This window comes from Carboxylicivirga agarovorans (assembly GCF_050589845.1).
Taxonomy (GTDB): domain Bacteria; phylum Bacteroidota; class Bacteroidia; order Bacteroidales; family Marinilabiliaceae; genus Carboxylicivirga; species Carboxylicivirga agarovorans.
Genome location: NZ_JBNGPA010000032.1, coordinates 62,018 through 69,798, shown reverse-complemented (window position 1 = coordinate 69,798; position 7,781 = coordinate 62,018). Strand labels below are relative to the sequence as shown.

The following is a 7,781-nucleotide window of genomic DNA, read 5'->3' as shown; positions in this document are numbered from 1 at the left end:
AAAACTCTTTGAGTTTACAACAGTTCCAACAGCTCATCATTATCATCATGATTTAGCTGTTTGTAGAACTAAAAGTATCTCTTAATTTTAAGCTTCAATTTGTCCAATAAGTTTTGACGTCAAACACCATCAAATAAAGAAAGGTAAAAAGTGGGTTCACCCGTATTTTGGAAAAGTTGCTCAAGTTTACCTCTTTGAGTTCGGCCTGCCTATTATTATAAGGAACAATGTTGTAGGAATTGTTTACACTGATTATGACTATAATATATTCGAAAATATAAACCTCGGAATATCCACAAGTCATAGCTATATAGTATCAGAGGAATGCAAATTTATATATAAGGAGAATATGGAACTCCCAACGGGAGGGCAACTAAATGATCTAAAAAAAATTGCAGAAACACAAAAAGACGATGGTAACCTATTAAAGTTTTGTAGAAATATTGTCGAAAATAGATCTGACACGTCAGGAGTTGAACCATATCGTGATTTAACTCTATTAGGACAAGAGCATTGGCGCATATTCTCAAAGATTAAAAATCCTAATTGGACTATGGTTTGGATTTATTACAAAAATGACATAAAACTTAAATCTCATGAATTATTGGCAAATAAACTGTTACTAATATTTTTCATCTGGTTACTTCTTATTTGCACTACCTATATTTTTTATCAATGTATACCCAGCAGTTTTTTAAAGTTTAAACATATCTCTATAACCAAAAACATTTGGATCTTTAGTCATGCAGTTTCTATCTATTCGATACTAATTTTAATATGGATTATCTTTGAGGTCGACCTTCACACTCCTTATGTAGAAAAGGAAAAAAATAATACAAGATATACTCAAATCATTAACTACAGTGGAGCAATCGGATATTTAGATAAAAAATTTGGCATATACCCTAAACTTTTAACCTTAACTGAAGATTCAATCCTAAAATTAAGATCAGCGTCCCATTACCAAAAAAACATCAAGGACCCTCAAAATGAATTATTTCAACTACATTTAAATATAAATGCTATTGAACTTATTGAATCTAACTATTTTCAAATAGCAGGAGAAATACGAGTAAAACACCCTAAGAGGGATTCTAAAATAGATCAACAAGTAATCTCCCCTCCTTTTTACTTCCCTGATGCAGTAGTACAAGAATATAGTTTACTAGATGAATCTATTAAGAGAGAGAGAAAACGTCTTCAAGGCGATTCTGAATTGGATACTTTTAAAATTTCAGATTGGAAATTTTCGTGTAAAGTTCACCAAGGCTTTATCTACAATAAATATCCGTTTGATTATAAAAGATTTAAACTAAGGATTTCGCACATCGACCGAAGTAAAGAGTTTTTTATACCAGACTTTGATACCTATTTCAATAATGTAAAATATATACTGAATAAAAGTTTAGATGAGAAAGAATTACTATTAGCTGAACGGAAAAAACAAGGTCTTAAAGGGAACATCATTATTCCTGATTGGAAGATTAAATCAGCAAGTTTTAATATTGGTGAAACAGATAATATATCCATTATTTCTAATAAGGATTCAGCAACTCTACCTGAGCTCGTCTACGTTTTAGAAGCTAAAAGAATATTGACAGAACCTTTAATCGCAAACATATTACCTATCTATGTAATTTCCTTAATCATATACTTGATCTTATTACAAATGAAAGATCTCAAAATGGGGGGAGTAATTGGAACTGTTGTAGCGTTGTTTTTTAGTTTGTTGTTATCTCATTATAAATTAAGAGACGATTTACAATTTAACTCTTTAGTTTTCATTGAATTTTATTATTTCATTTTATACGTAGCACTTATCATAAGCGTATTTAATAAATACTATTATCTTTCAAAGTCAAGAAATTATGCCATTATAGACTATAAAGACAACCTCATAGCAAAAGTGACATATTGGCCAACCCTTCTATCTATGGTTATCGTTTTTACTATCTGTTATTTCCTATACCCCTAGATAATAATTCTGAGCAATAAAATATAAGTATGTCTATAGAGTGTAAATGACGAGTTGGTTCGATCCTTTATTATGAACGCCTAAGCAACTGTTGAGCAGTGAAGATTGTGTGAAGCTGTGTGAAGAATTAAAAGGAAGAAAAAGCGAAAAATTCGAATAGTTGGAGAAATTGGTACAAGTGCAAATTATTAGATTTTTTACTATATAATTAAATTGCCTAAGAAATTATTAGTTTTTACAAACAACATAACTAGAGTAGAAAACCTTATTATTCCCCCCTTTTTCTTTCGTTTTTCCAGGATCACACAACACAGGGTTTGAGGAAATTGATTTAAAAATCAGCTTACACTCAAAAAGTGTTAGATAAATTTTGTAAAATATCACAACCTAAATAGGTATTAATTTCACTTGAATAACACTCAAAGTCTTCTTAACTTGCATTCAAGTTTTTACAGACTTTCTACAATCACTTTTCGGGATAAAGCAAATGGTCAGAACTAGTACTCTGACCATCTAATACTCATTAAAGGTAATCACCTATTACGTTTAATCTCGAAACGTTTTGTTTAACCATAAAGTTAATTTGTCCCAAATTGCCAATATTTTTCGTCTAACATTAAGTATTCATGCATGCTATTCTTATATGGCTATACATGTTATAAACCGCTAACATCGCATAACAAGTGATTAATGTCAGATCAGTTTACCAAATACCTTAGTTAAATATTTGAAGTACGTCAGTAGAGTATTAAAGAAGTCTAAATCACACATGACATTGTATTATGGATCAGGAAATTGTGGTTAATCAGGATTTTGTAAACATCAGATTGTCCAATATAAACAAAAAGTCTAGAGATCAGGATGATCACTTCATGGTAGGTGATGTATCCTCCTATGCGATACATTCAAGGCTGAGAAGGTATGTAGAAAAAATTGTTTTTTTTCGATTGAATAAAAATATCTGCAAATATTCACTCAGGCCTTTCCCTATAGGTTTAGTAGAATGGATAGTTCTTAGTGATAGTAGCTATATCACCGTTGTAGATAAAGGGAAACAACTCATGAATGACTCTTTTATAATAGGATTATATGAGAGTCATAATTCACATTTCATGAAATTTCATTGTTCAGGTGATTATTTCGAAGGAGTATCAGTTATTTTAACTTTGGAGGGAATTAAATCATTAACAGGCATTTATCCTTGCCACTTTAAAAATTCGATGGTGACCTATAGCCAGTTAACTCCTTGCTTGCAGGTAGCTACCCAAAAGCTAAAAAGCTTTGAAACAAGCTTATCTAAATTCACATTTTTATACCAGATTCTAAAGAATAGGTTTCTCTCTAAAGAACAATCAGGGTATGATTCCTTTTCCTTTCCCGGTTCATATAATCCTTCCAATAATTATAGTGCAGTAAACCTTGCCGAAGAACTTGGCTTATCATACAGGACACTGCACAGGCACTTCAACAACAAAGTCGGAATATCTCCCAAAGAATATCTAAAACTCATAAGGATAGACAATACATGCAAACTAATCGCGCATACACCTGATTTTAGCTGGAGCAACATAATGGACAAAGGAGGCTACTATGACCAGGCCCATTTTATACGGGAGTTTAAACAAATGATGGGCATGACACCGTCCAACTGGCATAAAAACAACCGTAACGGACTTTATATTAACCGGTTCTATTCTATTGAGACATAAGTAAAGCTTAAAATGGAACTTATATCATAAATTTTCAAGATCCATTTACATTAAAAAATTTCAACTCTAGATGCCAAATTTGGCAGATTTTTACAATACACTAAATAAATCTTATCATAGCTTAGCTTACGTAATTAAAAGAAATAAACACAATGAGATAAAGATGGTATCTAAAGTTGGTTTTACGTTCATGGATTTTACTTTAAATACGTGATTTCCATGGAGTCCAACTTTACATTATAGAATATTAGGAACTTAGATAATTCTTATAACAAATCTAACCACTCTTTCTCATGATAATAAAGAATTAGAAACTTAGGATTTTAACTGTATGGTATATCATACTGAAGGTGACTAATTTAAGCAACAAACTTGAAAAGCAACTTTTTAAATCTAATCTATTATGATTAAACTCTCTGCAAATCATATCAAACGATTGGCTGAAATTAATTGTTTCGCCATACCAAAAAACGAAATGTTTTTCTTCGGACTCAGAGGATGCATTCCTGTTTCAGATGACTCCCAAGAGTTTAAAAATGAACATTTTATTGAATTAATTACCTACGATCACATTCATCCCAGATGTACAATTGGTCAATTTCATCACGAAAAAGGCATTGCACTATTCCCTGGAAGTACCGTGCCACATCAGCGTAACATCAAAAGATCACTGGAAAGAGGCGGCAACGGAGCAAATATGTTGCTGACAGGGTATTATAATGATTATAGGAAGGGCAGGCATAAGGCAGGGAAGCCAACAGGTCACAATGCATTCAGGCAGGATAATAAACTACCTGTTCGCCGAACGGCAGATGATTTGGATTACGATAATGATGACAGGGTAGAATACACTCGCCCTTATGACAACTTGCATGCAGGTTGGTGTATGGGTACAGATCATGATTATTTTGCCAGCGCAGGCTGTCAGGTCATTGCTGGTTATCCCAAATGTACTAAACGAAATGATTCACCAGATACCGGCCCATGGAGAACTTTTAAAAGCAATGCTTACTCCCTGGACCAACAAAACTTCAATTACATGCTACTTAATGGGCGTGACGCACAAAAAATCACATGTTCGAATGGGCAAAAACAGCCAGCCAGATTGCGCTTTGGATCAAAAGGAAAACTTGTTAGTACCGTCCAGCAAAAACTAAAAGATTTGGAGTATTACGAAGGTAAACTAGACGATGATTTTGGACCTCGAACTTTACACGCCTTATTAGAATTCCAGGAAGATTATTTTGGACACGATGCAGATGATGGGATTGTTGGCCAGATTACTGCTTCAGCGTTAAAAATCTCATGGCCATTAATCTAATTTGCAGTAAATAACATTCATTGAATATTTGCTTATTAAGTCAAGGCTATTGTGTTATTACACAACACATAGTAAACAGTCGTATTTTTTATTACTCGCTATACAAGGTATAACATGCAAGTCCAACAGAAATAATATTTATCAGTAAAATTAGTAATACTATTAGATGTCAAATAAGTCAGAATTCAGACAGGTAATCAAAGACCTAACACAGGATTTACTTACCAACGAGGTAGCAATATGTGATACTTCTTCTGAAGATAAGCGGAAGATAACAATAGTAAGCTATAGTAGACAAGAACTGGAAGGTGATGCAGTTAGTGTCATAAACCATGATTCCCAAGCTATTGCACAACTACACAGCTCTCTGGTAAAATCCTCAATTAAAAACCGAAGTTCCATTTGGAGACTCATTAGCAAAGCTTTACGTTAAACAATAAAATAATTTATCATGGCTATTAATTTTGACAATATTAAAAAAGCGATTCAGGATGTTTCAAGTCTGGAAGTGGCAACCCTAACCAATCCCGGTACAGGACAAATTGATTTAACCAATGATGGCAATCAGGAAATTTTTGCAAAAATCAGGAAAAACCTTGGACAAGCGGATTTAGTGGCATATACAAAATTTGAATTAGATGGAGATGCCGTCAACTTTGTGAATAAAGGAGATGAAGTAACTGCATTGGTGGATGAACATGCCTTAATGGTTAAGTCAGCCCTTGAAACCAGAAAAACACTTTTTGATACCATTTTCGAAGCTGTTGGCCACTTACTATGATTAGATATTGACAGATGCAAATTCAATGAAGCCAAAACAAATAAAATTCTTTTTTCATCAGTGTAAAATAAACATACAGGAAGTTTCTTTTTCTGCCCGCAAGGTAGGTGAAAAACTGAAAGGTCTTCAAAAGCAAAAAACACCTTTCTTAACCGGCGATGAAAGAAACCTTCCTGAATGCATTTACCATCACCGTTTCACCAAAATCATATTCGCTACGTTTATTGATTGGTTAAAATTTATTCGTTTAAATGAACCTGATAAAGATGGAAATAGTTGAAGTTTTTAATAACAAATTTGTAAGCTCTGCTTCTGAAGAGAAATTCAGCAAGATCCATAAAATTGAATGCGAAGAAGTTTTGGACAACCTGGGTTATATCTCCTTGAATAGAAATAGTATCGATGCCAGTGCTACAGATAAAGAAATTAATAATGGGGTTGCAGAGTTCCGTAAAGAGCTAGAAATAAGCAAAGATGTATTTAAAGATCTTTATCCCCATATGAAAGACAATGAGACGAACTATCTTAATGAAAACGAGTTGGACTTTCTGCATCAAATCTCCTCCCTTGAGGGGGAATTTCATCTACACCAATATTCATTAAACGAGATAGCTAAAAATCCAATTCTTTCTAGGATACTCAACTGGCGTCTTTTTATCTTATCAATATTTAACGATAGCATTTCACCAAAATTATCACCTGCAGTAAATAAGCAATTAAATAAAATAGGTAAATGGTGTGGAATAAATGAGACACATGAGATAATAGAAGTTCTGGGTGATTGTGAAAAACTATCAACAATCCTTGTAAAACAGAACTCATATCCGAACGCCAAATATGAACACATTATTTTCTTTAAGAATACGCGTCAAAAAATACGAAAGGAGGGTATTGACTTTAAAAATGATGTAACGCAGTTCAGATCCAGACTCGTTTTCTTGCCGGAAGAAAGCAAAAATAGCTTTCATAATAAGGCTAAAAACCTTGACAAAGTCGAATTTATCATGAAAGATGAGTTACACCAATTAATGACAAGATTGGTTCAAATTAGATTGTGGCTGTTTGGAACTTATCAGGGCAATCTTGATAATGATCTTGGACCATTAAGCCTGAAGGCAATAGACTCATTTATTTCATACATCCATGAAAATTACGGAGGAGAGACTGGATACAAAATGACCGATTTAGTTATAAATCTGAAAAAAAATTATTGGGCACTCAATGTGCAATTCTTATTTACGGCACTTCTGCCTGTGATTACAAGAATGGAAGAATCCAAAAGAAGTGAAACGGTTTCTGAAGAAATTGGAAAGTTGCTTATCAAACTAAATAATGATTCAGATAGAAAACAGGTTATTAAGGAGATCGGTAAACAAATAGAAGGTGATCAAATGATACCGCAGGGCAGAAACTCTAAAACCAGGGGTGGTAAATTGTTTTTAAAATCCATTGGCAGGTTCTTTAAACGAATTGGCAGTTATATCAAGAAAGGCATTAACTGGATTATAAAATCAATTAAAAATCTGTTTAAATGGATTAAAAATGGTGTCAAAATTCTTTTGCGTGAATTGAAAAAGATGTTTAGTATGATCAAAACAGCATTTTCTTTTTTCTTTTCTAAGAGAGTGATCAAAACAATGTTGGGCGATAAACAAATCATCACCGATTACGACTTTAATTTTGATAACATCACAAGCATCCACAACATCGATGCTGAGCTTGTGATCAAACACATTAATAAAAATGATGCGATTACACAGGCATTACATGAAGTTGCTGAATTTCTTGGCACCGCTCTTCACATCGCCATTAAAATAGCAAAAGGCCCTGTAGGCTGGATACAGTTAGGTATCCAAATGATCAAGGCCTTATCCGACAATAAATTTGAGTACAACAGGCTATCGTTTACATTTGTTGAATAAGTTGGCTTCCTGTCAGGGTGTCTCAACGTATCACAAAAGCTGTTTTCCCTTTCTTTAAAACTAAATATGTACT

At 33.2% G+C, this 7,781-nt stretch carries 7 protein-coding genes; all 7 read left to right on the top strand.

Going from position 1 to position 7,781, the window contains the following annotated elements:
* Positions 1-349: 349 nt before the first annotated feature.
* Positions 350-1,975, top strand: a complete 1,626-nt coding sequence (locus ACRD69_RS20860) for a hypothetical protein (RefSeq protein WP_430817083.1) — start codon at positions 350-352, stop codon at positions 1,973-1,975.
* Between the two features lie 1,112 nt (positions 1,976-3,087).
* Entirely contained in the window at positions 3,088-3,684 is a 597-nt protein-coding gene (locus ACRD69_RS20855; protein ID WP_430817082.1) for a helix-turn-helix domain-containing protein, read from the top strand.
* Between the two features lie 403 nt (positions 3,685-4,087).
* The gene (locus ACRD69_RS20850; protein WP_430817081.1) at positions 4,088-5,005 is read left to right on the top strand and encodes a peptidoglycan-binding domain-containing protein; all 918 of its coding nucleotides are present in this window, start codon (positions 4,088-4,090) and stop codon (positions 5,003-5,005) included.
* A gap of 166 nt (positions 5,006-5,171) precedes the next feature.
* Positions 5,172-5,438 (top strand): hypothetical protein, encoded by a 267-nt coding sequence (locus ACRD69_RS20845; protein WP_430817080.1) that lies wholly within the window; start codon positions 5,172-5,174, stop codon positions 5,436-5,438.
* Between the two features lie 18 nt (positions 5,439-5,456).
* Positions 5,457-5,786, top strand: coding sequence for a hypothetical protein (locus ACRD69_RS20840; RefSeq protein WP_430817079.1), 330 nt, complete (start codon positions 5,457-5,459; stop codon positions 5,784-5,786).
* Between the two features lie 25 nt (positions 5,787-5,811).
* The gene (locus tag ACRD69_RS20835) at positions 5,812-6,066 is read left to right on the top strand and encodes a hypothetical protein (RefSeq protein WP_430817078.1); all 255 of its coding nucleotides are present in this window, start codon (positions 5,812-5,814) and stop codon (positions 6,064-6,066) included.
* Positions 6,053-7,708, top strand: coding sequence for a hypothetical protein (locus ACRD69_RS20830; protein WP_430817077.1), 1,656 nt, complete (start codon positions 6,053-6,055; stop codon positions 7,706-7,708). Before ACRD69_RS20835 ends, ACRD69_RS20830 begins: the two co-directional genes overlap by 14 nt.
* Positions 7,709-7,781 lie beyond the last annotated feature (73 nt).